The sequence below is a fragment of the Streptacidiphilus albus JL83 genome (assembly GCF_000744705.1).
Taxonomy (GTDB): Bacteria; Actinomycetota; Actinomycetes; order Streptomycetales; family Streptomycetaceae; genus Streptacidiphilus; species Streptacidiphilus albus.
Map to the genome: position 1 here is coordinate 9,113,434 of NZ_JQML01000001.1, position 25,517 is coordinate 9,138,950.

Consider the following 25,517-nt stretch of genomic DNA (forward strand, 5'->3'; position numbering starts at 1 on the left):
GGTGTCGTCCTGGGGCTCGGTCGAGGAGTGGTGCGGGCAGTGGGGGCTGCAGCGACGGTAGGAGCCGGGCGGAAAGGATGTCAAGAGGTGTCTTTTGCCGTTCCCGGTCCGGCCCGGCGGATCACCGGGTTACATTCGGTTGCATGCATATCTCGGCGAAGGCTGACTATGCCGTGCGGGCGCTGCTGGAACTCGCCCTCGACACGGCCCGGCCGCTCACCTGCGAGGGCATCGCCTCCTCGCAGGAGATCCCCTTCCGGTTCCTCAAGTCGGTCGTCGGCGACCTGCGCCGGGCCGGCCTGGTCCGCAGCCAGCGCGGCTGCGAGGGCGGGTACTGGCTGGGGCGTCCGGCCGAGGAGATCAGCCTGCTGGACGTGGTGCTGGCGGTCGACGGCGAGCTGATGACCCTGCGCGGTGAGACGCCGTCAGGGCTCGCCTACCCGGGGCCGGCCGCCGGGCTGCCCGGGGTGTGGCGGGCGGTCGAGGCCAGCGCCCGGCGGATCATGGAGGAGACCAGCGTCGCCTCGCTGCTGGGCGCGCAGGCGCCGCCCGCGCCCCCGGTCGCCGCGCCGGCCCAGGAACCGGCACTGGTGTGAGCGGCGGCGCGCGGGTGGCGGAGATCGTCGAGTACACGGACCCGCTCTGCCCCTGGGCCTGGGGCTCCGAGCCCTCCTTCAGGCGGCTGCGTGCGCAGGTGGACGGCCGGATCGGCTGGCGGCGGGTGTACTCGATCCTGTTCGACGCCGACGACGACCCCGCCCCCGACCCCGCCGCCGAGACCGCCTGGTACGCCGGCTACGTGGAGGACGTGGCCGGGCACACCGGCGCCCCGCGCGCTGCCCGGCTGGAGCGGGTGGCGCGGAGCAGCTGGCCCGCCTCGCTGGCGGCGCGCGCCGCCGAGGCCCAGGGCCCGCCGGTGGCCGAGCGGGTGCTGCGGCGGCTGCGTGAGTCGGTGTTCGTCCTCGGTGTGCCCGCCGACACCGCGCAGCGGGTGCTCGACTGCGTCAGCGGCGTGCCGGGCCTGGACCTGGCACGGCTGCGGGCGGACGCGTCCTCCGTCGCCGTCGAGGCCTCGGTGCGGGCCGACCGGGCGGAGGCGCGCACCCCGCTGCCGGAGGTGCTGGACCTGGTCGGGCCCGCGCCGCACCCCGGACGGGCCCGGGAACTCGATGACGGCGGCCATCGCTACGCCCTGCCCACCATCGTCTTCCGCGGCCCCGAGGTCTGCCGGGTGGTGCCCGGACTGCGGCCCGCGCAGGCCTACACCGAGGCCCTGCGCGAGGCCTTCCCGGGCTTCGTCACGGCCGTTCCGCAGAGCTCCGCCCGTGCCGCGTTCGACCTCCACCGCAGCTTGACGGAAAGGGAGTTGGAGCTGCTCACGGTCGAGGGCGAGCCTTCGCCCGAGGCGCTCAGGGTGGACACCGCAGGTGGGCCGCTCTGGCTGCACCCGGAGGAGGCCGCGGTGCACCCGGCGGCGGCCGGTCGGCGCCCGGACAATGAGACACCTTTTGGTGTCCATTGACAGTCGCCCGGTCGCCCCGCCAGGATGGGCCCATGCCTACGACGCACCCCGCCGTGGTGTGCCGCTACGTGGACCTGCGGCGCACCTCCAGCGCCCTCTGTCGCTGACCCGCGCCACCGCAGGTCCCTGTGCCGCTCACTGAGCGGCGACACCGCCTTCCCCGCCGGTTCTGATCCGGCGCCCGGCTGCCAGGCGCTTTCGGGTGCGCTCCCCGCACCGCCTCCTGTTCCCGTGTCTGCGCCTGTGCTCCAGCGCGTGCTGAGGCATGCCCCTTCCCTGCCGCCGGCCTGCCCCGCCGTGGCATCCCGCGCTGCCCGCGCTCCCCTCGTCCGGGAGCAGTTCGGCGCGCCCACACCGAAGGTGACGAATCGTCATGAACTCTTCCCGGTTGTCGACCGACTCCGCCCTCCTTGCCAGACGCTCCTTCCTCGGCCTCGGCATGGGGGTCGGTGCGGCCGTCGCGCTCACCGCCTGCGGCAGCGGCTCCGCCGCCGGGGGTGCGGCCGGCAGTGCGGGCACCCTCAGGTTCGGCTGGGCGCTGCCCACGTCCTGGGACCCCATCTACTCCTCGGCCGGCTGGGACGTCCACGACCTCTCGCTCGTCTACTCGGCCCTGACCAAGCTCGACGCCCACGGCAACGCCGTTCCCGCGCTGGCGAGTTCATGGACCTACGACCCCAGCGGCAAGCAGGTCACCTTCACCCTGCGCCCCGGACTGACCTTCAGCGACGGCAGCGTCCTCGACGCGGCGGCGGTGAAGAAGAGCCTGGACCGCAGCCGGACCGACCCCAAGTCCCTGGTCGCCGCACAGCTGGCCAATGTGGCCTCGGTGACCGCGGTCGGCGCCACCGGCGTGGTCGTCGGACTGACCCGGGCCGACTACCAGATCCCCAACCTGCTGGCCGGCAAGACCGGGATGATCGTCAGCCCCAAGGCCTTCGCGTCCGATGCGGCCGCGATCGCCACCCAGCCGGTCGGCGCGGGCCCGTTCACCCTCACCTCCTACACCCAGAACGAGAAGGCGGTCCTCAGGCGCAACCCGGGCTACTGGGACGCCGCCAACATCAAGCTGCAGAGCGTGGAGGTCTACCCGCTGCCGGACCCGAGCACGGTCGTCGCCTCGCTGCAGTCCGGGCAGTACAACGTCGCGGAGATCCCGGGCAGTGAGGTCGCCGCCGCCAAGGCCGCCGGGCTCGACGTCCAGGTGATCTCCTCGATGGTCGTCGCCGTGCTCGACGTCAACCTCACCAAGGCCCCCTTCACCGACCCGGACGTCGCGCTCGCCCTGCAGTACGCGATCGACCGTCAGGCCCTGCTGAAGGTGCAGCAGTTCGGGTACGGCGAGGTCAGCAACCAGCCCTTCCCGCCGGGCTACGTCGGCCACGACCCCTCCTCGGACGGCCTCTACGGCTACGACCCGGACAAGGCCCGTGCGCTGCTCGCCAAGGCGGGCCACGCCGACGGCGTCGACCTGGAGATCACCACCACGGCCGCCGCCGGACTGCCCGAGCAGTTGCAGTCGCAGCTGCAGGCCGTCGGCATCAACGCCACCATCCAGGTGATCCCGCTCGCCCAGGCCACCGAGATCGTCTACGTCAACCACTCCGAGGCGCTGTTCACCGACGAGTTCGCCGGACGCGACTCCGCCGCCCAGGCGTTCCAGGTGCTGTTCGGCGCACAGGGCCTGATGAACCCCGGCCGCACCACGCCGCCCGGACTGGCGGCCGCCCTCGCCGAGGTGTCGGCCACGCCGCTGGACTCGCCCGACTACCCGACCGTGCTGCGGGCCGCGACCGCACTCGCGGTGCGGAGCATGCCCAATGTCTTCCTCTACACGGTGCCGCGGATCCTGGCCCGCTCCGGCAGCGTCTCGCCGCTGCCGGCCGACGCCGTCGTCCAGCGCTTCGAAGGGGTGACCGTCGCATGAGCGCGGTGAGTGCCCCCGACGGCGGCGCCGGCGGCGCGGTCGGAGGGCTGCAGCTGCGCACGCTGCTCGACCGCGGCACCCGCATCGCGGGTGCGCCGCTGTCGCTGGTGAAGGTGCTGGCCACCACCGCGACGGTGTTCCTGCTGTCCTCGATGCTGACCTTCGGTTTGGGCGCCATGTCCGGGGCGAACCCGGGTGCGGCGGTCCTGGGGATCACCGCCACCCCGGCCGACATCGCTCGGATGAACCACCAGTTCGGGCTGGACCGGCCGCTGCCGGTGCAGTACTTCAGCTGGCTGGGCCATGCGCTGCGCGGGGACCTGGGGCGCTCCTGGTTCACCTCGGCCCCGGTCTCGCAGAGCGTGGCCCAGGCGCTGCCGGTGGACCTGTCCGTCGCCGGTCTGGCCCTGGTGATCGCGGTGCTGCTGGGTGGCGCGGCCGGGATCGCCGCCGCGCTCAGCAACGGCGGGTGGCTCGACCGGCTGGTGACGGCCGGGTGCGCGGTGCTCGGCACCCTGCCGGCCTTCGTGGTCGCCATCGCACTGATCGTGGTGGTCTCCGTGCAGTTGGGCGCACTGCCGTCGGGCGGCTACGTGCCGTTCGGTCAGGACCCGTTCCAGTGGCTGCGGTTCGCGCTGCTGCCCGGGTTCGCACTGAGCCTGGACGCAGCCGCCGGGATCGCCAGGCAGCTGCGGACCTCGCTGGTCGGCGCCCTGCGGGAGAACTACGTCACCGGCGCCGCGATGCGCGGGCTCTCCGCCCGGCGGGTGCTCTTCGGCCATGTGCTGCGCAACGCCGTAGGACCGGCGCTCACCGTGCTCGGCATGAGCGTCCCGATGATCATCGGTGGGGCGGTGGTCACCGAGCGGATCTTCAACCTGCCCGGCATCGCCCAACTCGCGCTGCAGGCAGCCCAGGAGCAGGACGTCCCGGTGATCCAGGGCACGCTGCTGGTCACCGTGGGCGTGGTGCTGATCGCCAACCTCGTGGTCAACGCCGGGCTCTCGGCGCTCAACCCGGCCGCGCGCCGACGGACCCCGGCGGGTTCCGCAGGGGTACCGGGCGCCGCTCCCCGGGAGGAGGCAGCATGAGGACGCTGCGCCGCACCTGGCGCCTGCCGATCGCCCGGCTCGCCCTCGCGGTCCTGGCCGCGGTCGCCCTGCTGGCGGTCTTCGGCGGGCAGCTCGCCCCGCAGAACCCGCTGGCCCAGGACGCCGACCACATCCTCGCGGGCCCGAGCGGCGCTCATCTGCTCGGCACCGACTACCTCGGCCGGGACGTGCTGTCCCGGCTGCTCGCCGGGACCGGGCTGTCGGTCGCCGGGGCGCTGGAGGCCACCGGGGTCGCCCTGCTCATCGGCATCGTTCCGGGACTGGCCTCGCTCTGGCTCGGCCGGGTGTTCGAGTGGATCTCGCTGCGGGCCGTCGACGCGCTGATGACCCTGCCGTTCACGCTGTTCGCCATCGCCGCCATCGGCGTCCTCGGCAACGGAATCCACCAGGCGATGATCGCCCTCGGGGTGCTGCTGTCCCCGCTGTTCTTCCGGGTCACCCGGGCCGCGGCGCTCGGCCTGCGGCAGTCCCCGTACGTGGAGGCCGCCGAGCTCATGGGTGCGTCGCGCCGCTGGGTGCTGCGCCACCACATCTGGAGCAAGGTGCTGCCCACGGTCGCCGTCACCACCGCCCAGGCGCTGGCCACCAGCCTGCTCACGGTCGCCTCGCTCACCTTCCTCGGCCTCGGCGTCCAGCCGCCCGCGCCCACCTGGGGCGGGATGCTCGCCACCGACCTGGGGTTCCTGTCCCAGCAGCCGTGGGCGCCGGTCCTGCCCGGGCTGCTGGTCATGGTCACCGCCGGGGCGCTGCACCTGCTCGCCGACGCGCTGCGGGACAGCGGCGCGGCCGACGCCGTCCGCGAACCGGATGCCGCCCCCGCCGCCGGTCCCGCCACCGCCGCACGTGAGGAGCAGGCCGATGCCCGCGTCGCCACTGTCTGAGCCGGCCGCCGACAGCTCGGTGCTCGCCGTCGAGGGGTTGCACATCACCGTCAACGGCGGCCGCACCGAGGCCGTCCGCGACATCTCCTTCACCGTCCGGGCCGGGGAGGCCGTCGGACTGGTCGGAGAGTCCGGCAGCGGCAAGACCCTGACCTGCCGCTCGATCCTGGGCGCGCTGCCGCCCGGCGTCCAGGTGTCCGCCGGGACCATGACGTTGGCGGACCGCGGCGGCGGCAGCACCGAGCTGACCGGGCTGGACCGGCGCGGCTGGGAGCGGCTGCGCGGGGTCCACCTGGGAGCGGTGTTCCAGGACCCCGCCTCCTACCTCAACCCCTCGCTGACGGTGGGCCGCCAGCTGGCCGAGCCGCTGAGGGTGCGTCAGGGCCTGTCCAGGGCCGCCGCGCACCGGCGCGCCGTCGAGCTGTTCACCGCCGTCGGACTGCACCGGCCCGAGCAGGTCTACCACCGCTACCCGCACGAGCTCTCCGGCGGCATGCTGCAGCGCGTCCTGATCGCCGTCGCCGTCGCCGGGGACCCGGAGCTGCTGGTCGCGGACGAGGCGACCACCGCGCTGGACACCGTCGTCCAGGCCGAGGTGCTCGACCTGCTCGGACGGCTGCGCTCGGAACGGGGACTGGCACTGCTGCTGGTCAGCCACGACCTCGCGGTGGTCGCCGAGGTGTGCGACCGGATCGTGGTGCTCTACGCCGGGGAGCTCGTCGAGGAGGGCCCGACCGAGCAGGTGCTGGCCGCACCCGCCCACCCCTACACCGAGGCGCTGCTGCGGGTGGCCTCCATCGGCGACTGGTCGCGGCGCGAGCTGGCGGTGATCCCCGGGCGTCCACCGGAGGCCGGCCGCGCGCCGACCGGCTGCCGGTTCGCCGACCGCTGCGCCCATGCCCGGCCGGAGTGCCGCGAGGGCGCGGTGGAGCTGCGGTCGGCGGGGGTGGACCGGCGCAGCCGCTGCGTCCGCCTGGAGGCCCTGAACCTGTCCGGCACCGTTCTGCAGGAGGTGGGCGCATGAGCACGGCGGAAGCTGCGGCGCTGCTGGAGGTCGAGGGGTTGAGCGTCGGCTACGGGCGCCGGGGCGGACGCCCCGGCCAGCAGATCCTCGACGGCGTGTCACTCAGGGCCGGGGCAGGGGAGATCCTCGGTGTCATCGGGGAGACCGGCTCCGGCAAGACCACCCTGGCCCGCGCCGTCGTCGGCCTGGCGCCGGTCACCGGAGGCCGGGTCACCGTGGACGGCGCCGAGGTCACCGGTCTGCGCGGCCGCGCCCTGCGCGAGTTCCGACGCACCGGCCGTGTCCAGTACCTGTTCCAGGACCCGCTGCGCTCGCTCGACCCGGATCTGACGGTCGGTGCGCTGGTGGCCGAGCCGCTCGCGGTCACCGGCACCGGCAGCCGCGAGCAGCGCGCCGAGCGCGCCGCCGAGGCCCTGCACCGGGTCGGCCTGGACGCCGGTCTGGCCGGACGGCTGCCCGGGCAGCTGTCCGGGGGCCAGCGGCAGCGGGTGGCGCTGGCCCGCGCCGTCGTCACCCGGCCCCGGCTGCTGCTCGCGGACGAGCCGGTGAGCGCCCTGGACGCCTCCAACCGGAACCATGTGCTGCGGCTGTTCGACCGGCTGCGCACCGAACTGGACGTGGCGGTCGTCGTCATCTCGCACGACCTCAGCTCGCTGGCCGGCATCGCCGACCGGATCGCCGTGCTGTACCGGGGGCGGCTGGTCGAACAGGGCCCCACGGCAGAGGTGCTGACGCATCCGCTGCACCCCTACACCGCGCTGCTGACGGCGTCCGCCCCCAGTGTCCAGCGCGAGCACCGCATTCCGCCGGGACGGTTGCGGCGGCCGGAGGCGGCGCCGGAGTGGGCGGCGGAGGAGGCAGGCGGCTGCGGGTTCGCCGCGCGGTGCGCGTTCGCCGACGAAGCGTGCAGGGCGGCGCCCGCCGTTCAGGACCGGCCGGGCGCCCGAGAGGTCGCCTGCCACCACGCCGACACCTGGCGCGGGCGGCTGCGCCCGCCCGAGCCCGCGGCAGCGGGCGGAGGCCGCTGATTCCGACCGTGTCCCGCTTGTCCAGAGACGTCCCGCCAAGCTACGGAGCCCGCAACCATGTCCATCGAATTCATCGGCATCGCCTCGACCGCGCCCTTCAGTGAGACCGGCACCGCGCCCGGCTCCGTCGTCCAGCCCGGGTACCTGCGTGAACTCGCCCTCGCCCACGAGGGGTCGGGGTTCGACCGGATCCTGGTCGCGCACTCCTCCTCCAGCCCGGACGGGTTCACCGTCGCCGACCAGGTGCTGACGCACACCACCCGGCTGGGCGTGCTGCTCGCCCACCGGCCCGGGTTCGTCTCGCCGACGCTGGCCGCACGCAAGTTCGCCACCCTCGACGCCTTCCACCCGGGCCGGGTCGCCCTGCACGTCATCACCGGCGGTGACGACGCCGACCAGGCCCGCGACGGCGACCTCAGCGACAAGCCCACCCGCTACCGCCGCACCGACGACTTCCTGCAGGTCGTCCGCAAGACCTGGACCGCCACCGAGCCCTTCGACCACGACGGCGAGTTCTACCAGGTCCGCGGCGGACGCTCGGCGCTGCTGCCGTCCCGGCCCATCCCGATCTACTTCGGCGGCGCCTCCGACGACGCGGTGCGGGCCGGGGCCAAGCACGCCGACGTGTACGCCTTCTGGGGCGAGCCGCTGGCCGGCATCGCCGAACGGATCGCCCAGGTCCGCGCGGCCGCCGCTCCGCACGGCCGGGTGCCCAACTTCAGCGTCAGCCTCCGGCCGATCCCTGCGGCCACCGAGGCCGAGGCCTGGCAGCGGGCCGAGGAGATCCTGCGGCTCACCAAGGAGCGCTCGGGTGAGCTGCGCAAGGCGTTCAACCTGGACCACAGCGCCCAGCAGGGCTCCAAGCGGCTGCTGGAGTACGCGGCCAAGGGGGACGTCCACGACAAGCGGCTGTGGACGGCGGTGGCCAAGGTCACCGGCGCGGCCGGGAACTCCACCGCGCTGGTCGGCTCCTACGAGCAGGTCGCCGAATCGCTGCTGGACTACACCGGGCTCGGCGTCGGCACGCTGCTGATCCGCGGCTTCAGCCCGCTGGAGGACGCCCGTGACTACGGCGCGCTGGTGAGCCTGGTCCGGGAGCAGTCGGAGCGCCAGGGCCTGGTCGGCAACCGCGTGCTGGTCGGCAGCGGAGCCGGGGCGGCGGAGGCGTGACCGCGACCTCGCCACCGGCCCCGCCGCCGCTGCGGCTCGTTCCGCCCGACCTCGACCGCCTGCCCGAGGTCGCCGCGGTCCTCGCGGCCCGTGCCGCCGAGCACGACCGGGACGCCAGCTTCCCCTTCGAGGGGGTCGCCGAGGTGCACCGGGCCGGACTGCTGACCGCCACCGTGGGCCGCGCCCACGGGGGCCCGGGCTGCGGGCTCGCCGACACCGTGCGCATCCTGCAGGCGCTGGGCGGCGGCGACCCCGCGGTCGCCCTGGTCACCGCGATGACGCTGTTCACCCATGCCGCCCAGGCCCGTTCGGACAGCTGGCCGCGGGCGGCGCACGCCCAGTTGCTGGAGGCGTCCGCCGCCGGTCCGGTCCTGGTCAACGCGCTGCGGGTGGAGCCGGACCTGGGTTCGCCGGTGCGCGGCGGGCTGCCCGCGACCGTGGCGCGGCGTCGCGGCGACCACTGGGAGCTGACCGGTCACAAGATCTTCTCGACCGGCGCGGAGGCCCTCGGCTGGATGCTGGTCTGGGCGCGCACCGACGAGGAAGTGCCGCGCGTCGGCTCGTTCCTGGTCCGCTCCGGCTCCGAGGGGCTCGAAGTGCTGCCCACCTGGAACCATCTGGGCCTGCGCGCCAGCCGCAGCGACGACGTGCTGCTCGACGCGGTGCAGGTGCCGCTCGGCGACGTCATCGGCCTGGCCGAACCCGGCGCCGACGGCGGCCGCGACCCGATCGCCGGGGCCTGGAACGCGCTCGGGCTCACCGCCCTCTACCTGGGTGTGGCCCGCGCCGCCCAGCACTGGCTGACCGGGTTCCTGCACGAGCGCACCCCGACCGCGCTCGGCTCGCCGCTGGCCGCGCTGCCCCGCTTCCAGGCCGCGGTCGGCGAGATCGAGATCGCGCTCACCGGCGCGGAACGCCTGGTCGCGGCGCTGGCGCAGGCCGCCGACGCCGGCGAGGCCAGGGCCGCCGAGGACGCCGGCGCGGCCAAGGTCATCGGCACCCGGGCCGCCATCGGCGCCGTCGAACAGGCGGTCGCCCTGATCGGCAACCACGGCCTCACCAACGACAACCCCCTGCAGCGGCACCTGCGCGACGTGCTGTGCAGCCGCGTGCACACCCCGCAGGACGACATGGTCCTGCTCGCCGCCGGACGGGCCGCCCTGGGCCGGTCCGACAGTTCCGGCCGCACCACCCGACCCGCTTCCGCACTCACAGAAGGCAACTGACCCATGAGCGTCGAATTCATCGGCATGATCGGCACGCGCGACGGCTCCGAGACCCGTCCGCCGACCGGACCCGTCGTGGACCCCGACTACACCCGCCGCTTCGCGCAGGCCCACGAGGCCGCGGGCTTCGACCGGATCCTCATCGGCTACGGCTCCAGCCACCCCGACGGAACCCAGGTCGCCGCACACGTCGCGGCCCACACCGAACGCCTCGGACTGCTCGTCGCCCACCGTCCCGGCTTCGTCGCCCCCACCCTCGCGGCCCGCACCTTCGCCACCCTCGACCAGTTCTCCGGCGGCCGGGTCGCCGTCCACATCATCACCGGCGGCCACGACGCCGAGCAGCGCCGCGACGGCGACCACCTCCCCAAGGAGGAGCGCTACGACCGCACCGACGAGTACCTCGACGTGCTCAAGCGGGCCTGGACCGAGGACCAGCCCTTCGGCCACGAGGGCCGCCACTACCGTTTCGAGGACTTCCACGCCGAGGTGAAGCCCGCCCAGAGCCCGCGCATCCCGCTCTACTTCGGCGGCTCCTCCGAGGCCGCCTACCGGGTCGGCGGCAAGCACGCCGACGTGTTCGCCCTCTGGGGGGAGCCGCTGGCCGAGACCGCCCAGCAGATCGCCTCCGTGCGCGCGGCGGCGGCCGCCGCGGGCCGGACCACCCCGCCGGGGATCAGCGTCTCCTTCCGGCCGATCCTCGGCGCGACCGAGGAGGCGGCCTGGGAACGCGCCCACGGCATCCTCCGCACCATCCAGGGCCACGGCAAGGACAACCCGCTGTTCGGACGGCGCCGGGCGATCCTGCCGGTCGGACCGGGCGCGCAGCCGCAGAACGCCGGCTCGCAGCGGCTGCTGGCCGCCGCCGCCAAGTCCGACCGGCACGACCGCGCGCTGTGGACCGCGCCCGCGGCGGCCACCGGTGCGGCCGGGAACTCCACCGCACTGGTCGGCACCCCCGAGACGGTCGCCCAGGCACTGCTCGACTACGTCGACATCGGCGTGACCACCCTGCTCATCCGGGGCTACGACCCGCTGGACGACGCCGTCGACTACGGCCGGCAGCTGCTGCCGCTGGTCCGCCAGGAGCTGGCCCGCCGCGAGACCGCCGCCCGGACCCCGCTCGCCGCAGTCGCCGGCGGCGCGCGATGACCGCTCCCGCCTCCGTGGTCGCCGTGACCGCCACCGCGAGCTGGTATCCGCCCGAGGGCCTGCGGCAGCGCGGCACCCTCGTGCTGCTCCCGGGGCGGGGCGAGAACCCCGCCGTCTACGAGCGCTTCGGCCGCAGGCTCGCGGCCGACGCCTACGTGGTGCACATCCTGGACACCACCCCGGGGCAGGACGGGGCACGGCTCGCGGCCGACATCGCCCGGGTGAGCCGGAGCGCGGCCGCCCCGCTGGTGCTCGCCGGCTCCGACACCGGCGCGCTGCGGGCGCTCGCCGCCGCCGTGCACCCCGCCCTGCACCCCGACGCCCTGCTGCTGGCAGGCACCGCACTGGAAGGTGACGGAGCCTCACCGACCGACTGGGACAGCGAACTCGGCCTGCGCACCGCCTGCCCGGCGCACCGCGGACGGCTGGACGCCGACGCCGCCTTCGGCCGGGGCAGCCTCGCCGAGCCGGTACCGACCGAGCTCGCCCGGGCGGCGGCGGAGGCGGCGCAGCAGCTCGGCGCGCTGCCGGTGCTGCTGGTGCACGGCGAGGCCGACACCGTCAGCCCGGTCCCGGCGGCCCGGCGGCTGGCGTCCTCGCTGCCCGGATCCGTGCTCGCCACGGTCGCGGACGGACGCCACGACGCGCTCAACGACATCTCCCACCGCAGCGTCGCCGCCACCGTCGTCCAATGGCTGGAACGACTGCGCGGCGGTGCGCACCTGCCGACCGTCGTCACGGTCACGGCGACGCCACCCGTCGACGGCGAGTAGCCGGCCGGCGACTCCCCCCGCCCGGCCGGACACGGCCCCGTCCATCAACCGCCTTCCCGGCACGGACAAGGAGAGAGGCCCATGGCCCTGCATCCGCACTGGTACCTGCCCACCTCGGGGGACGGGCGGGACGTGGTCGGCTGGGTGCACTCCCGCATCGCCACCACCGCACCCCGCCCCACCGACCGCGCCCCGACCATCGACTACCTCGCCGACGTCGCCCGCGCCGCCGAACGCCTGGGCTACGAGTCCGTGCTGACCCCGGTCGGCACCTGGTGCGAGGACCCCTGGATCACCACGGCGGCGCTGCTGCGCGAGACGCGGCGGCTGCGCTTCATCGTGGCGCTGCGCCCCGACGCCCTCAACCCCACCCTCGCCGCGCAGATGGCCGCCACCTACCAGCGGGTGTCCGGCGGCCGGCTGATACTCAACGTCGTCACCGGCTCCGACGACGAGGAGCAGCGACGCTACGGCGACCGGCTCGACCACGACGCCCGCTACGCCCGTACCGACGAGTGGCTGACCGTGCTGCGCGGCGCCTGGTCCGGCCACCCGCTGGACCACCGCGGCGCCCACTACCAGGTCTCCGGGGCCACCGTCGCCGAGGCGCCGGACCCGGTCCCGCCGGTGTTCCTCGGCGGCACCTCCGAACCCGCCCTGCTCGCCGCCGCCGCCCACGCCGACGTCCACCTCAGCTGGGGCGAACCGCCGGCCGCGCTGGCGACGAGGATCGCCCGGGTCACCGCGGCGGCCCGGGCGCTCGGCCGCCGGGTCGGATTCGGCGTGCGACTGCACGTCATCTCCCGTGACACCGCCGCCGAGGCCTGGGCCGAGGCCGCCCGACTGCTGCGGGGGATGGACCCGGCGGCCGTCGCCCTGGCCCAGGAGCGGGCCGCCCGCACCTCCTCGGAGGGGCAACGGCGGATGACCGCCCTGCACGGCGGCCGGACCGACCGGCTGGAGATCTCACCGAACCTCTGGGCGGGCTTCGGGCTGCTGCGCCGCCACGCCGGGACCGCGCTGGTGGGCAGTCACCAGGAGGTCGCCGAACGCCTGTCCGAGTACCACGACCTGGGCATCGAACAGGTGCTGCTGTCCGGCCAGCCGCACCTGGAGGAGGCCCACTGGTTCGGCGAGGGCGTCCTGCCGCTGCTCCGCCGTCAGGGACTGCTCGCCCGGGCTCCGTTCACCCCCGACCCGTTCACCGACGCCGCATCACCTGCACTGGAGAGGACCCCTTCATGACCACCACCGCCACCGTCGGCACCACTGTCGGCAGCACCGTCTCCGCCGACCTGCTCCGGCAGACCCTCCGTCGCCACGCCGCCGGAGTGGCCGTGCTGACGGTGCCGGGCCCGGCCGGGTTCACCGCGACCTCGTTCACCTCGGTCTCGATCGAACCCGCGCTGGTGTCCTTCTACCTCGCCACCACCGCGTCCACGGCCGCCGCCGTCGGCGCCGCGCAGATATTCGCGGTGCACGTCCTCGGTGAGGACCAGGCCGCGATCGCCCGGCGCTTCGCGGCCAGCGGCGTCGACCGCTTCGCCGGCACCCGCTGGTCGCCCGGTCCCGGCGGAGTGCCGCTGCTGGACGACGTACCGGCCTGGCTCACCGCGCGGCCGGTGCTGCGGCAGCAGGTCGGGGACCACCTGCTGGTCGTGGGCGAGGTACTGGACGCCGGCGGCGCGGGGGACTCGTCCCCCCTGCTGCACCACGCCGGCGCGTTCGGCAGCTTCCGTCGGCACGCGGCCTAGCGAGGGACAGCCGCGCACGGGCCGGTGTACCCCCCCGGAGCGGCGACCGGACTACGGCGTGGACGGGTCGGCGAGCAGGCGGGTGATCCGCTCGGCCGCCGCCACGACCAGGGGGACGGCCCGCTCCGAGAGCTCCCGGCTGTGGGTGATGACGTTGACGGCGGCCGACTGGATGTTGCCCGGGGTGCGGATCGGGGCCGCGATGCCGAAGGTGCCGGGCACGATCTCCTCGTGCGTGACGGCGTATCCGGCCAGCCTGGCCGCACCGACCCGCTCCGGTTCGCCCGCGAGGGCCGGTCCGGCGGCCAGCATCGCGATGCCGGCCGCTCCCCGGTCGAGCGGGTCGCGGTTGCCGACCCGGTAGGAGAAGCGGGGTCCCGAGCCCGGGGGCTCGATGACGGCGACGGCCACCGCGTGCTCGTTCTCGGGGACCACCAGGCAGGCGGTGGCGCCGAGCCGTCCCGCCAGCTCGCGCAGTACCGGCTGGGCGATGTCCAGCAGCGGGGGCCTGACCTGCTCGGCCAGGGTGAAGAAGGACAGTCCGATGCGGTAGCGGCCGGCGCTGTCGCGGGCGGCGAAGTCCTGCCGGGTCAGCGTCGTCAGCAGCCGGTAGGCCATGGAGCGGTGGATGCCCAGCCGGTCGGCGATCTCGCTCGCGCCGAGCCCCTGCGGCGCCTCGGCCAGCAGCCGCAGGGCGACCAGCCCGCGCTCCAGGGTCTGCGAGCCGTCGGCCCGCCGCTGCTCGGCCGCCTGCTGCTCGGGCATGCGTCCCCCTTCCCGGCGCAGAGCCTTGACTTCCGGCGGAGGCCGTGCAGATAGTGATGCAATCTTTGTAACTCTGGTTCTCGATAATTGCAACAGGAGTTGCTGTGCGCTTCACGCCGGGCCGCCACGGCTCCCGTCCCCTGCTGGACGCACTCGTGGACGACGCGGGACTCTTCCCGCCGACCGCCCTGACCATGCCGGACGCCGTCGCCCGGCACCGGGCCGACCGGGCTGCCGCTGAACCGATGCTCACCCAGCGCTTCCTCTGCCCGGCGAGCCGGATCGCCGAGCTCCGCGGGAACCTGGTCGACACCGACCGGGTGGACCTCGGCCTGATCGCGGACCGCGGCGCCGACGGCCTCGCCGAAGCCTGCGCGACCGTCGCCGCCGACCCCCGGCTCTCCCTGGCCCTGCTCGAACTGCCGCTCGCCGCGTTCGACGAGGAGGTCGAGGTCGCGGTCGCCGGCGCGCTGCGGGCGGTGGCGGCGGCGCCGCCGTCCGTCCCGGCCTTCCTGGAACCGGCCGCTCCGGCCGGGGTGGACGCGCTGCTCGGCGCCATCGCCGCCCGACGCGGCGGCCGGGGCGGCGGGGAGGACGGTGTCCGGCCGCTGGGGGCCAAGCTGCGCTGCGGCGGCGTCCGGGCCGAGCTGTTCCCGGCACCGGCGACGGTCGCCCACTTCATCGTCGGCTGCGTGGCGGCGGAGGTCCCGTTCAAGGCCACCGCCGGACTGCACCGCGCGGTGCGGCACCGGGACCGGGCCACCGGGTTCCTCCACCACGGCTACCTGAACCTGCTGCTGGCCACCGCCGCGGCGGCCGGCGGTGCGGGGGAGGAGGAGGTGCAGGCCGTGCTGGAGTCGGAGGACACCGCACTGCTGGGACAGCAGGTCGCCGACCTCGACCCGGAGTCGGCCGCAGCGGCCCGCCGGAGCCTGGTCGGCTACGGCTCGTGCAGCACCAGTACCCCGGTGCTGGAGGCCCGGACGATCGTTCCCGGGGAACACGCGGAACACGCGGAAGAACCAGAGCAGGCAGAGCGAAAGGACCACAGCAAGTGACGGCCAAGAGTTGGGTGCCGGTGCCGGAGGGCTCGCACTTCCCGGTGCAGAACCTGCCCTACGGAGTCTTCGCACCGCCCGGGGCGGAGCCCCGGGTCGGTGTGGCCATCGGCGAGCACGTTCTGGACCTGGCAGCGGCCCTGGACGACGACGTGTTCGCCCGGCCGAGCCTGAACGCCTTCATGGCCCAGGGCCGCGAGCGCTGGCAGCAGGTCCGCGCCGCGGTCACCGCGCTGCTCACCGACGAGGCGCACCGGGCGCAGGTCGAGCCCGCCCTGCACCGGATCGCGGAGGTGCGGCTGCTGCTGCCGTTCGAGGTCGCCGACTACGTCGACTTCTACGCCTCGGAGCACCACGCGACCAATATCGGCCGGATGTTCCGCCCCGACTCCGCCGCGCTCACCCCCAACTGGAAGCACCTGCCCATCGGTTACCACGGCCGGGCCGGAACCGTGGTGGTCTCCGACACCCCGGTGGTGCGCCCCAACGGACAGCGGCAGCCGGTCGCGGGCGAGGACCTGCCCGGCTTCGGCCCCTCGCTGCGCCTGGACATCGAGGCCGAGGTCGGCTTCGTCGTCGGGGTCGGCTCCGAGCTGGGGACCCCGGTTCCGGTGGCCGACTTCGAGCAGCACGTCTTCGGCGTGTGCCTGGTCAACGACTGGTCCGCACGCGACATCCAGGCGTGGGAGTACGTCCCGCTCGGCCCCTTCCTGGGCAAGTCCTTCGCCACCTCGGTGTCCCCGTGGATCGTGCCGCTGGATGCGCTGGCCCAGGCCAGGACCGCCCCGCCGGCCCGTGACCACGAGCTCCGTCCCTACCTGCGGGACGACGCCGACTGGGGGCTCGACCTGGCCATGGAGGTGCGCCTCAACGGCCACCCGGTCTCCCGGCCGCCGTTCGCGAGCATGTACTGGACCGCCGCCCAGCAGCTCGCCCACATGACGGTCAACGGCGCCTCGCTGCGGACCGGTGACCTCTACGCCTCCGGCACGGTCAGCGGCCCCGAGGCCGGTCAGCGCGGCTCGCTGATGGAGCTGAGCTGGGGCGGCCGGGACAAGATCGCCCTGCCCGACGGCAGCGTCCGGACCTTCCTGGAGGACGGCGACGAGGTCGCCATCACCGCCACCGCGCCCGGCGCGGACGGCACCGTGATCGGCTTCGGCAGCGTCACCGGCCGCATCCGGCCGGCCCCCGAAGTGCGCTGAGCCCGCACCTCCCGGGCAGACGGCCGTGGCCGTCGGGCGCTACCCCGTCCGACGGCCACGGCCCCCGCAGCCGGCCTCAGCAGCGGATCGCGCCGCCTCCGGTCCCGTCGGTGAGGTAGGCCCGTGGGCGCGGTGCCGACGTCTCCGTCGGTCGTCTCCCTCGGGCCCCCTCCCGCACCCGGCGTGCGAATTACTCCGCACCGGGCGCTCCACGTGTCTTGACCGTTGGTCAGCCGCCTGCCGTGGCAGCTGCTGGTCTCGGGGTCCACGGGGTCGGAATGTCGCTTCCGCGGTAGCGGTAGCGTTCCACTGCGACGCTGGATGCGCCGGTGAACACGACCCCGTTGTGGGCGAACCGCCACCCCTTGTCACAGAAGCGGTTGCGGAGTTCCTTCATCCCGAGCCGGTGTTTCCCTGTGTACTTGGCGCGGATCCACCGCATCAGCCGGCCCCAGGTGTGGGAGTCGACTGCGGTGAAGATCGCCTTTGACACCCCGTGTCGGAAGAAGTTCGCCCATCCCGCCAGGCTCCGGTTGACGCTGCGAAGCAGGTCGTCCAGCTCCATGTGGCGGGTCGATCTGTACGTCTGCTCCCGCACCTTGTCCTTGATCGACGCGATGGCCTTCTTGGACGGCTTGGTGTAGACGTAGTGCTTCGTGGTTCCTCGCTTCCGTTGGCGGCGGATGTTGTGCCCGAGGAAGTCAAAGCCCTCGTCGATGTGGACTACCCGGGTCTTCTCCGGTGCCAGCCGCAGCCCCAACGGGGCGAGTACGGCTGCCACCTCCTCGCGCAGGCCCTCGGCGTGGTGGCGGTTCCCCGAGACCACCAGGACGAAATCATCCGCATAGCGGATGATTCGCCAGTTACCGAGGCCGTCCTTCTTGCGCTTGGATCGCCGATACGGTGTCCCCATGTCGCGATTCCATTGCTGGTCGAAATGATCGTCCAGCGCGGACAGCGCGATATTGGCGAGTAGCGGCGATAGGATCCCTCCCTGTGGAGTCCCCGTCAGCGACTCTTCACGATTTCCGAGTTCGGTAAGGATCCCGGATTTCAGGAACGCCTTCACCAGCCCGCAGATACGCTTGTCCTTGATCCTTACCCGGAAGCGATTCATCAATGCCGTGTGATTGATCTCGTCAAAACAGGCTTTAATGTCGCACTCCAGCACCCAGTGGTAGTCCCTGGAGCCAGAGGCCAGATAGTGGATCTCGGCGATGGCGTCGTGTGCACGCCGCTTCGGGCGGAACCCATACGAGCACGGTCTGAAGTCCGCCTCGAAAATGGGCTCAAGTACTGCCTTCAGGCTTGCCTGGACCACACGGTCGGTGATGGTGGGGATACCGAGTTTCCGGAACTTCCCCGTGCTCTTCCCTTTCGGGATCATCACCTGCCGCACTTCGACCGGCCGGTACTCGCCAGACTTCAGCGAGTCCCGGAGTCGGGCCAGGAAGGCATCGACCCCGACCCAGGTCTCGACCATGGTCGCATTGACTTTGTCGATCCCTGCTGTCTTGGCGCCCCTGTTGGTGGACACGCGTCCCCACGCAGCCATCAGGAACGCCGGGTCGTAAACGAGGTTGAACAGATCATCGAAACAGCGACCTGGATCTTCGGTCGCCCAGCGGTGCAACTTGCTCTGCATCCTCCGTACCGCGATCTCGGCCGAATCTACATCCGGCCAGGATGCGGCACCGGTATTCACCGGTGCATCTCCGGACATTACATACACTCCTTGTCTGACACGCTGCCGCCCTTCCCCATGTGCACGGGCTTTCCCCGGCGCGGAGTACTACGGCGGCTCCGCCCCATCCGCTCCTTCGGCAGACGTCGCGCCTATCCCGCTACCCGGCCCTGGAAAGGCCGGACGGCGGGAGTGGATACGGATGGTTCCCACGTTCCCTGTTGTCCGATCGACGGGTTAGGCACCCGGCTTTGCCCCTGCGGCATCGTCACGGATACTGCCGTAGACAATTCACCATGACCTCCCGGATCGAACACCGAAGACCCTCCCCAGGAGTTCCCCACCGCCAAAGACGGCGAGTGCGCACCGCAAACCAGCCCGAATCCACCGGGTTAGAGCTGGCACGTGATCAAGAGGCGTAACGCAGCCGGTTCCTCGCGTATACCTTCCCGTCTCGCTCACCGCACCCGATCCATCCGGCAGTCCTGGATCGTCGCGACTTTGTCGAGGCTGCTCCCACCCTCCCCGGCGACTCCCGGGTCCGGCTGCCTCCAGCTTCACCCCACCGCTACGGCGGAAGGGAGATGAAGGTCTTCCACCCCCATTCGGTACAACAACAGAGCCTCGTGGCGCACTCGATCCTCACGTAGAGTGCGGGCAAACGACCTTTCCGAGGTGACCGTGGCCCTTCGCCTTCCTGCCGACACAGACCTGCACCCCCGAGTGCTGGTCACTCAGGCGTGCGAGCAGTTGGGGCACGCGGCCGTGGCCGAGTGGTGCGTGTCGCTCCTGGTCGACGGCATCGGACCGGACGACCCCCGGCAGCCGTCGCTGACCTGGATCGGTGGTGCTCCCGCTGCGGCCGCGCTGCGAACGGGCCGGCTTGCCAGGCCCGACCAGAGCCACTGGCCGCGCGTGTGGGCGGTCCGGGCGCTGCGGTACGCGTGGACACCCGAGGCCGCCCCGGCGATCGCCCGGGCCCTGGCCGACTCCTCCTGGCGGGTGCGGGAGACGGCGGCGAAGCTGGCCACCATCCAGGAACTGGCCGAACTGGTCGAACAGTTGGCGACTCTGACGGCGGACGAGGTGGCCCGGGTGCGGGCCGCGGCAGTGCGTGGGCTCGGCGCCATGGCCGAGAGCGAACACGCCCACCTGATCCGCGCGGCGCTCGACGACCCCGAGCCGGCCGTGGCCGCGGCGGCCCGGAGGGCACTGGCCGAGCTGTGCCACCGTCTCGACCGGGAGCTGTGACCGACCCTCAGCGGTCAGACCTGGTACGGGCGGTCCCGGCCGGGGCCGTCGGGGCCGTTGCGGGTGCGGAAGGTCCGGCGGTAGGTGTCCGGGGGGACGCCGACGGTCCGGTGGAAGTGTCGGCGCAGGGTGGTGGCGGTGCCCATGCCGGTGGCCGTGGCGATGGTGTCGACGGTGTCGTCGGTGGTCTCCAGGAGCTCCTGGGCGTGGCGGATGCGCTGGGTGTGGAGCCAGTGCAGGGGAGTGCTGCCGGTCAGCGACTTGAAGTGGCGGCCCAGATGCCGCGAGCTCATCCGTGCCTGGCGGGCCAGGTCCTCCACGGTCAGCGCTTCGTCCAGCCGTTGCAGCGCCCAGGGCAGGAGTTCGGCCAGCGGGTGGTTGCCCGGGGCGGGGACGGGGGTGGCGATGAACTGGGCCTGGCCGCCGTCGCGGTGCGGTGGGGTGACCAGGCGGCGGGCGATCCTGTTGGCGTTCGACGAGCCGTGATCGAGGCGGACGAGGTGCAGGCACAGGTCCATGGCGGCGGACTTGCCCGCGGAGGTGAGCACGTCGCCGTTGTCGACGTAGAGGACGTCCGGGTCCACCGTGACCTTCGGGTGGCGTCTGGCCAGTTCCCGGGTGTGGGCCCAGTGCGTGGTGGCGCGCTTGCCGTCCAGCAGGCCGGCGGCCGCCAGGACGAAGGCGCCCGTGCACAGCGAGGCCACGCGTGCGCCCGCCTCGTGGGCGGTGCGCACCGCGTCCACGAGTTCGGCCGGCAGCTCGCGGTCGACATCGGCCCAGCCGGGGACGATCACGGTGTCGGCGTGGGCGAGGCGGTCGAGCCCGTGGTCGGGATCGAGGCGGAAGCGGCCCACCTGCACGGGGCCGGGGCCGCAGAGGGAGAAGCGGTACCAGGGATCCACGACGTGGGTCAGGTCCGAGCCGAACACCTCCAGCGCCAGGGCCAGTTCGAAATGCAGCATGCCGTCGGTGACGGCCAGCGCGACAGTGGGCATGTCCGAAACTGTACGGGGTGTGTCGTTCCAGACGCTCGCGCGGGGTGCTCCCGTTCGCCAGGATGTCCGTAACGGATCACGGCGGATCAGCCGCCGATCGGGCGAGCGCAGGGGAGCAGTCTCATGGGATCGGGTCAGACGGTGGTGGTTTTCGGTGCGTACGGGCACACCGGACGCTTCGTGGTCGCGGAGCTGTCGAAGCGCGGGTTGGTGCCGCTGCTCTGCGGCCGTGACGCCGAGAAGCTGAAGGCCATGGCGTACCGGAGCGGGCTGGAGGCCCGGGTGGCGTCGGCGGAGGACCCGGCCTCCCTCGACCGCGCCCTGGCCGGCGCGGCGGCCGTGATCAACTGCGCGGGGCCGTTCGCCTCGACGACCGCCCCGGTGATCGAGGCGGCTCTGCGGGCAGGGATCCCGTACCTGGACGTCGCGGCCGAGCTTGAGGCCAACCTCGACACCTTCGAGCACTTCGCGGACCGGGCCCGCGAGGCGGGAGCGGTCGTCGTTCCCGCGATGGCCTTCTTCGGCGGCCTGGGCGACCTGCTGGCCACGGCGGCGATGGGCGACTGGACCAGGGCCGACTCGGCGCACGTCGCCTACGCACTGAGCCACTGGCACCCCACTGACGGGACGCGCCGGTCGGGCGCGGTCTCCCGGGAGCGGCGCGGCGACCACCGCCTGCGCTACACCGGCGGCGGGTGGGAGCGCCGCACCGACGCCGCGCCGACTCTGGAGTGGTCCTTCCCCGAGCCGATGGGCCCGCGTCCCGTGGTCGGGGAGTTCACCATGGCCGACGTCGTGACCATCCCCAGCCACCTGGCCATCCCCGAGGTGACCAGCTACATGACGGCCGAAGCGGTCCGCGACATAGCCGCCCCCGGGACGCCCGCGCCGACCGCGGCCGACGAGAGCGGCCGCTCCGGCCAGACCTTCCTCGTCGACGCCGTCGTCCGGTCGGGTGACACCGAACGACGCGCCGTCGCACGCGGTCAGGACATCTACGCCGTCACCGCGCCGCTGGTCGTGGAGGCGCTGGAGCGCGTCCTCGACGGCCGCACCCGCACGGTGGGCGTGGCCTCCGCGGGAGAGATGTTCGACGCCCCCGACTTCCTGCGCGCGCTGTCCCCGCACATCACCCTCGAACTGCACCCGTGACGCGCTGCGCGAGCGGCCGTCGGCTCGCGGACCTAGCGTGGCGGTGTATCCGGCTATCAGCCGGTCTGTCATGAAAGGTGTGGGACATGACCCGTAAGTGGGTAGCGGCGGCAGCGGTCGGCTGTGCGATGGGGGTGCTGATGGGCGCGGCCCCGGGAGGTCGACAGGCGTGGGAGCAGGACCTGCGGGTGGAGCGGCTGGATCCGGCCCCGGCCCCGGCCGGCGGTCTGACCGAGGTTCACGCGTTCGTGTACAACGACGGGCAGGAGTCGGTCGCCGGCGCCTTCACGGTGACCGTCACCCTGCCCGCGGGGACCCAGCCGGAGGAACCCTACTTCCCGAGGAACTGTCACACGCTGGCGGGGGCGGCTCCGGTGGTGCAGTGCTCGTTCCCCTCGGGCCTGCAGGCCGGGCAGTCGGCGACGGCTCTGGTGCCGGTGCGGCTCGGCCCTGACGTCCGCGGCGTGCTCGTGGGCTCGGTGCGGGTCGCAAGCGTCGGTGACCCGAACCCGTCGAACGATGTGAAGCAGTTCGACATCGTGGTCAGCGGCTGATCGGACGGCGGGAGCGCCGCCCCGGGCTGAGGGTTCAGCCTGCGGGCGGCGCTCGCGCGGTTCAGCGGTCAGCGGTTCAGCGGTCAGCGGTAGACCCGGACGTAGTCCGCTGCGAAGCTCACCGATTTGGCGGTGGGACCCGGGTGGAAGGTGCCCGAACAGAGCGACAGGTTGAGGATCAGGTAGGCCGACCAGTCCCGTCCCACGCCCACGTGGTCCTCGAAGACGTCGACGCCGTTGATGTACCAGCCGACCGAGTCGGCGCCGTAGTGGGTGCCGATGACGACCCACTCGCCGGGCTTCGCGGCTCCCTTGCTGTCCCAGTAGTGCTGCGCCGGCTTGACGTGGTTGGTCAGTTCGAGCAGGTTCGGGTTGTCCGTGTGGTACTCGAAGGAGTCCACCTCGTGGCCGCCGTCGCGCCAGGTCCACAGGGCCGGCCAGGCGCCGAGTTCGGACGGCAGTTTCACCCGGGTCTCGACGTAGTCGCCGGTCTTGACCATGAAGTGCTCAGGGGTGTTCTCCGTGGTCAGCAGACCGGTGTCCCAGGCCTGCCGGTTGCCCGAGAGCTTGAACGCGCTGGGCGTGGCGGTGAAGGTGGCCGCGCCGTCGGCGACCGTGACCTTCGCCGGGTCGAGCTTGTCCAGCTTGTCGTCGTCCGGGTTGTAGCTGCCGTAGCGGTACGAGCTGCTGGTGGACCGGTTCCAGCGGTCCGCGGAGAGCGGGCCGTTGAACTCCTCGGACCAGATCAGCGACGTCGCCCCGGGGAACGGCGTGGAGCCGGTGGCGGCGGTGACGGTCAGGGTCTTCTCCGGGAGGTTGTGCCAGCGTCCGGCCTGGTCCTGGTAGAAGCCGAAGACCCGGTAGGTTCCGGCCGGGAAGGCGCGGGTCCCGGTCGTCAGGCTGAGGTCCTGCGGGCAGATCGCCTGGTTGGTCAGTTCTCCTGGGAAGTCCAGGTTGTCGCCGGCGGCGTCCCGTACGCCGACGCCGAGTACCGCCGCGGTGAAGCAGGCGGAGGAACGGACCGTCAGCTGGGCGGACACCGGTGTCCCCGCCTGCGCGGTCTCGGGCGACAACCGCACCTGGGTCACGCTGGGAACCGCGGCGGTGACGGTCAGGGTCTTCTCCGGGAGGTTGTGCCAGCGTCCGGCCTGGTCCTGGTAGAAGCCGAAGACCCGGTAGGTTCCGGCCGGGAAGGCGCGGGTCCCGGTCGTCAGGCTCAGGTCCTGCGGACAGACCCGCTGGTTGGTCAGTTCTCCTGGGAAGTCCAGGTTGTCGCCGGCGGCGTCCCGTACGCCGACGCCGAGTACCGCCGCGGTGAAGCAGGCGGAGGAACGGACCGTCAGCTGGGCGGAGACCGGTATGCCCGCCTGCGCGGTCTCGGGCGACAACCGCACCTGGGTCACGCTCGGGGGCGCGGCCCGGCCCTGGGCGTGGTCCGCCGACGGAGCGGCGAGGTCGGCCCGGGCAGGGCCGGCCAGCGGCGCCACGAGTAGGGCGACGGTGCCCGCGATGACGCCGACGCGCACGCGGGTGATGAAACGGGGCACAGCTCCTCCGAATGGTCATCGCCGAACGCCGGCCGCTCGACGGCGACCGGCACCGAGCCGGCTCGCCGCAGGCCCGCACGGCGAACCCGCGCCACGGGTCCGGGTTCGCCGCAGACCAGGTCTGCCCCGCCCGCCCGCCGGCGCGCGCCGTACGGCCGACCACCGGCAGGACAGGAGCGTTCCCGCCGGTGGAAGGGCCTGGCAAGGCCAGACAAACACAGACCGATGAGGTGCGCACGACGTCCCCGAGCAGCGTCCGCGCCGGGACGGGGCCGACCGCGTCCCACGCGCCGGTACCCATTCGGTGGAGGTCTAGCCGCCCCCTCCGTAGGATCGACGGCCATGGCTGCTCTCTACGCTCCGACCAGTCCCTACGACACCGGAATGCTGGACACCGGGGACGGCAACCTCGTCCACTACGAACAGCTCGGCAACCCCGGGGGCAAACCGGTCCTGAACGTCCACGGCGGGCCCGGCGCGGGCACACCGCAGCGGCCGACCAGGGCCTGGGACCCCGAGTACTACCGTGTCGTCCGCTTCGACCAGCGCAACTGCGGCCGCAGTACCCCGCACGCGAGCGACCCGGCGGCGGACATGAGCCGCAACACCACGCAGCACCTGATCGACGACATGGAGCGGCTGCGCGAGCACCTCGGCATCGAGAGGTGGCTGCTGAACGGCGCGTCCTGGGGCTCGACGCTCATCCTGGCCTATGCGCAACAGCACCCCGAGCGGGTCAGCGAGATCATCATCCAGGCGGTGACGACGACCCGGCGCAGCGAGACCGACTGGCTCTACCGGGGAGCCGGACGGTTCCAGCCCGAGGCCTGGGACCGGTTCCGCGACGGCGTCCCGGAGGACGAACGGGACGGCGACCTGCTCGCCGCCTACGCACGGCTGATGGAGCACCCCGACCGGGCGGTCCGGGCGAAGGCCGCCGCCGACTGGCTGGCCTGGGAGGACGCGGTGATCTCCAACGAGCCCAACGGCGTGCCCGGCATGTACAGCGACCGGGAGGTCGACGCGCAGATCGCGTTCGTCCGGATCTGCGCCCACTACTTCAGCCACGGCGCCTGGCTGGAGGAGGACCAACTGCTGCGCAACGCCCACCGCTTGGCCGGGATCCCGGCGGTGCTCGGCCACGGGCGGCACGACCTGGGCAGCCCGGTGCAGACGGCATGGGAGCTGGCGAAGGCGTGGCCGGACGCGCAGCTCCACATCATCGAGGACAGCGGCCACGCCGGGAGCGAGGCGCTGCGGCAGACGATGCTGGCGGCCGTCGAACAGTTCAAGCACCGCTCAGGCTGAGCCGGCCAGCCGGTCCGATGGCGGGTTCGCCGCGCTGGACGACCGCGTCGCCCAGCAGGGCGGTGCGGCTGGGCTCGTGGACGAGCACGAGGTGGCCGGGGGAGTGGCCGGGGGTGTGCACGACGCGCCGGCCGTCGGAGCCCTCGATGATCCGGCGCGCTGGAACCGCACCGCGTCCTGGCCCACCGACACACCGCCGCGCAGGGGACCGCACCCGCGCCGGCGGTGCCGTTCGGTAATTACGCAAGTTTTTGCAGAGTCACTTTCATTATTTACCAACATGTCTCGTAGTTATTGCAGCTACGTGTCGGTAGTCCTATGCTCCGCCACAGTGGCGAACCCGCGCCCCGGCTGTTCGCGGGTCAGGGACGCCATGCCCACGTCCGCACCGCCGTTCTCCCCCACCCTGGCGACGGGACGGCTGCCTCA

At 73.1% G+C, this 25,517-nt stretch carries 24 protein-coding genes; 19 read left to right on the plus strand and 5 right to left on the minus strand.

Translation table 11 applies throughout. From position 1 onward, the window contains the following. Positions 1–143: 143 nt before the first annotated feature. The 13 genes from BS75_RS39505 to BS75_RS39565 all read left to right on the plus strand — a co-directional run bounded on the left by BS75_RS39505 (position 144) and on the right by BS75_RS39565 (position 13,569). Entirely contained in the window at positions 144–596 is a 453-nt protein-coding gene (locus tag BS75_RS39505) for an RrF2 family transcriptional regulator (protein ID WP_034091662.1), read from the plus strand. Then, positions 593–1,522, plus strand: coding sequence for a DsbA family oxidoreductase (locus BS75_RS39510; RefSeq protein WP_042438947.1), 930 nt, complete (start codon positions 593–595; stop codon positions 1,520–1,522). Before BS75_RS39505 ends, BS75_RS39510 begins: the two co-directional genes overlap by 4 nt. Positions 1,523–1,895: 373 nt before the next feature. Beyond that, positions 1,896–3,449, plus strand: coding sequence for an ABC transporter substrate-binding protein (locus BS75_RS39515; protein WP_034091663.1), 1,554 nt, complete (start codon positions 1,896–1,898; stop codon positions 3,447–3,449). Continuing rightward, positions 3,446–4,540 (plus strand): ABC transporter permease, encoded by a 1,095-nt coding sequence (locus BS75_RS39520; protein WP_081983064.1) that lies wholly within the window; start codon positions 3,446–3,448, stop codon positions 4,538–4,540. Before BS75_RS39515 ends, BS75_RS39520 begins: the two co-directional genes overlap by 4 nt. Continuing rightward, positions 4,537–5,442, plus strand: coding sequence for an ABC transporter permease (locus BS75_RS39525; RefSeq protein ID WP_042438949.1), 906 nt, complete (start codon positions 4,537–4,539; stop codon positions 5,440–5,442). Before BS75_RS39520 ends, BS75_RS39525 begins: the two co-directional genes overlap by 4 nt. After that, the gene (locus BS75_RS39530; protein WP_042438950.1) at positions 5,420–6,466 is read left to right on the plus strand and encodes an ABC transporter ATP-binding protein; all 1,047 of its coding nucleotides are present in this window, start codon (positions 5,420–5,422) and stop codon (positions 6,464–6,466) included. The genes BS75_RS39525 and BS75_RS39530 overlap by 23 nt, the downstream gene beginning before the upstream one ends. Further along, positions 6,463–7,494 carry an ABC transporter ATP-binding protein gene (locus BS75_RS39535; RefSeq protein WP_042438953.1) on the plus strand — a complete coding sequence of 344 codons (1,032 nt, stop codon included), beginning with the start codon at positions 6,463–6,465 and terminating at the stop codon, positions 7,492–7,494. Before BS75_RS39530 ends, BS75_RS39535 begins: the two co-directional genes overlap by 4 nt. Positions 7,495–7,551: 57 nt before the next feature. Continuing rightward, positions 7,552–8,664 (plus strand): LLM class flavin-dependent oxidoreductase, encoded by a 1,113-nt coding sequence (locus tag BS75_RS39540; RefSeq protein WP_034091664.1) that lies wholly within the window; start codon positions 7,552–7,554, stop codon positions 8,662–8,664. Continuing rightward, positions 8,661–9,890 (plus strand): acyl-CoA dehydrogenase family protein, encoded by a 1,230-nt coding sequence (locus tag BS75_RS39545; RefSeq protein ID WP_063771527.1) that lies wholly within the window; start codon positions 8,661–8,663, stop codon positions 9,888–9,890. Before BS75_RS39540 ends, BS75_RS39545 begins: the two co-directional genes overlap by 4 nt. Before the next feature lie 3 nt (positions 9,891–9,893). Then, entirely contained in the window at positions 9,894–11,042 is a 1,149-nt protein-coding gene (locus BS75_RS39550) for an LLM class flavin-dependent oxidoreductase (protein WP_034091665.1), read from the plus strand. Further along, positions 11,039–11,815: an alpha/beta hydrolase gene (locus BS75_RS39555; protein WP_034091666.1), complete on the plus strand. Its 777-nt coding sequence runs from the start codon at positions 11,039–11,041 to the stop codon at positions 11,813–11,815. The genes BS75_RS39550 and BS75_RS39555 overlap by 4 nt, the downstream gene beginning before the upstream one ends. A gap of 81 nt (positions 11,816–11,896) precedes the next feature. Further along, positions 11,897–13,060: an LLM class flavin-dependent oxidoreductase gene (locus tag BS75_RS39560; RefSeq protein ID WP_042438955.1), complete on the plus strand. Its 1,164-nt coding sequence runs from the start codon at positions 11,897–11,899 to the stop codon at positions 13,058–13,060. Beyond that, a complete protein-coding gene (locus tag BS75_RS39565) occupies positions 13,057–13,569 on the plus strand; it encodes a flavin reductase family protein (protein WP_034091667.1) in 513 nt (170 codons plus the stop codon). Before BS75_RS39560 ends, BS75_RS39565 begins: the two co-directional genes overlap by 4 nt. A 51-nt stretch (positions 13,570–13,620) precedes the next feature. On the opposite strand, the gene BS75_RS39570 is transcribed toward BS75_RS39565, so the two are convergent. Then, on the minus strand, positions 13,621–14,334 hold the full coding sequence (locus BS75_RS39570) for an IclR family transcriptional regulator (RefSeq protein WP_034091668.1): 714 nt from the start codon (positions 14,332–14,334) through the stop codon (positions 13,621–13,623). Positions 14,335–14,438: 104 nt separating this feature from the next. Between BS75_RS39570 and BS75_RS39575 the strand changes: the two genes are divergently transcribed. After that, positions 14,439–15,392 (plus strand): hypothetical protein, encoded by a 954-nt coding sequence (locus BS75_RS39575; protein WP_042438957.1) that lies wholly within the window; start codon positions 14,439–14,441, stop codon positions 15,390–15,392. Then, positions 15,389–16,597, plus strand: coding sequence for a fumarylacetoacetase (gene fahA, locus BS75_RS39580; protein ID WP_034091669.1), 1,209 nt, complete (start codon positions 15,389–15,391; stop codon positions 16,595–16,597). Before BS75_RS39575 ends, fahA begins: the two co-directional genes overlap by 4 nt. 229 nt (positions 16,598–16,826) lie before the next feature. Here the strand turns inward: fahA and ltrA are convergent, their stop codons facing one another. After that, positions 16,827–18,320 (minus strand): group II intron reverse transcriptase/maturase, encoded by a 1,494-nt coding sequence (ltrA, locus tag BS75_RS39585; RefSeq protein ID WP_034091670.1) that lies wholly within the window; start codon positions 18,318–18,320, stop codon positions 16,827–16,829. 636 nt (positions 18,321–18,956) lie between these two features. Between ltrA and BS75_RS39590 the strand changes: the two genes are divergently transcribed. Further along, a complete protein-coding gene (locus tag BS75_RS39590) occupies positions 18,957–19,532 on the plus strand; it encodes a HEAT repeat domain-containing protein (RefSeq protein WP_160312282.1) in 576 nt (191 codons plus the stop codon). Between the two features lie 14 nt (positions 19,533–19,546). Here the strand turns inward: BS75_RS39590 and BS75_RS39595 are convergent, their stop codons facing one another. Beyond that, complete coding sequence (locus BS75_RS39595; RefSeq protein ID WP_034091671.1) at positions 19,547–20,527, minus strand: helix-turn-helix domain-containing protein; 981 nt, start codon at positions 20,525–20,527, stop codon at positions 19,547–19,549. Between the two features lie 123 nt (positions 20,528–20,650). Between BS75_RS39595 and BS75_RS39600 the strand changes: the two genes are divergently transcribed. Together BS75_RS39600 and BS75_RS39605 are read left to right on the plus strand one after the other, a co-directional pair. Continuing rightward, complete coding sequence (locus BS75_RS39600) at positions 20,651–21,679, plus strand: saccharopine dehydrogenase family protein (protein WP_034091672.1); 1,029 nt, start codon at positions 20,651–20,653, stop codon at positions 21,677–21,679. A gap of 86 nt (positions 21,680–21,765) precedes the next feature. Further along, positions 21,766–22,233, plus strand: a complete 468-nt coding sequence (locus BS75_RS39605; protein ID WP_152646021.1) for a hypothetical protein — start codon at positions 21,766–21,768, stop codon at positions 22,231–22,233. A gap of 83 nt (positions 22,234–22,316) precedes the next feature. Here the strand turns inward: BS75_RS39605 and BS75_RS51115 are convergent, their stop codons facing one another. Beyond that, positions 22,317–23,780 carry a glycoside hydrolase family 16 protein gene (locus BS75_RS51115; protein WP_231608030.1) on the minus strand — a complete coding sequence of 488 codons (1,464 nt, stop codon included), beginning with the start codon at positions 23,778–23,780 and terminating at the stop codon, positions 22,317–22,319. Positions 23,781–24,122: 342 nt separating this feature from the next. Here BS75_RS51115 and pip point away from each other — a divergent pair, with 342 nt between their 5' ends. Then, positions 24,123–25,088 carry a prolyl aminopeptidase gene (gene pip, locus BS75_RS39615; RefSeq protein ID WP_034091674.1) on the plus strand — a complete coding sequence of 322 codons (966 nt, stop codon included), beginning with the start codon at positions 24,123–24,125 and terminating at the stop codon, positions 25,086–25,088. On the opposite strand, the gene BS75_RS52370 is transcribed toward pip, so the two are convergent. Further along, positions 25,069–25,302, minus strand: coding sequence for an MBL fold metallo-hydrolase (locus BS75_RS52370; protein WP_369405870.1), 234 nt, complete (start codon positions 25,300–25,302; stop codon positions 25,069–25,071). The two genes, pip and BS75_RS52370, sit on opposite strands and share 20 nt — an antisense overlap. Positions 25,303–25,517 lie beyond the last annotated feature (215 nt).